1 protein-coding gene is annotated in these 289 nt (G+C 70.6%); it reads right to left on the bottom strand.

Going from position 1 to position 289, the window contains the following annotated elements:
• On the bottom strand, window positions 1–203 hold a 203-nt coding region (locus ACG9ZB_RS17135), incomplete at its 3' end, for a mercury transport protein (RefSeq protein ID WP_419326835.1).
• Between the last annotated feature and the right edge of the window lie 86 nt (window positions 204–289).

Genomic DNA, 289 nt, shown 5'->3' with positions numbered 1-289 from the left:
ACCTTTGCACGGCGATGATGGATGCCGCAGGCGACAAGCCCGAGGCCCGCGGCGATCAGGGAAAGCACGACCAGACCCGAACCCGTCAACCACGCGCCGAGGCCGGCCAGCGGCGGGGGCACGGCAAGGAGTGGCGCCGCGCAGCAGATCGCAACGACAATGGCGCCTGCGGCGCCGGTGCGGATCAGGGCGCGGTCATGCATGTCAACTGCCTTGCTCCTGCGTCGGGCGGGCCGGATAGCCGGCATTCATGCTGGCGGCCGCGATGGCATCCGGGATCGTCTGCGCG

The sequence above is a fragment of the Acinetobacter johnsonii genome, from assembly GCF_048551975.1.
GTDB classification, from domain to species: domain Bacteria; phylum Pseudomonadota; class Gammaproteobacteria; order Pseudomonadales; family Moraxellaceae; genus Acinetobacter; species Acinetobacter johnsonii_A.
Note: the sequence above shows the minus strand (reverse complement) of the source record. Positions and strands in the feature narration are given on the sequence as shown.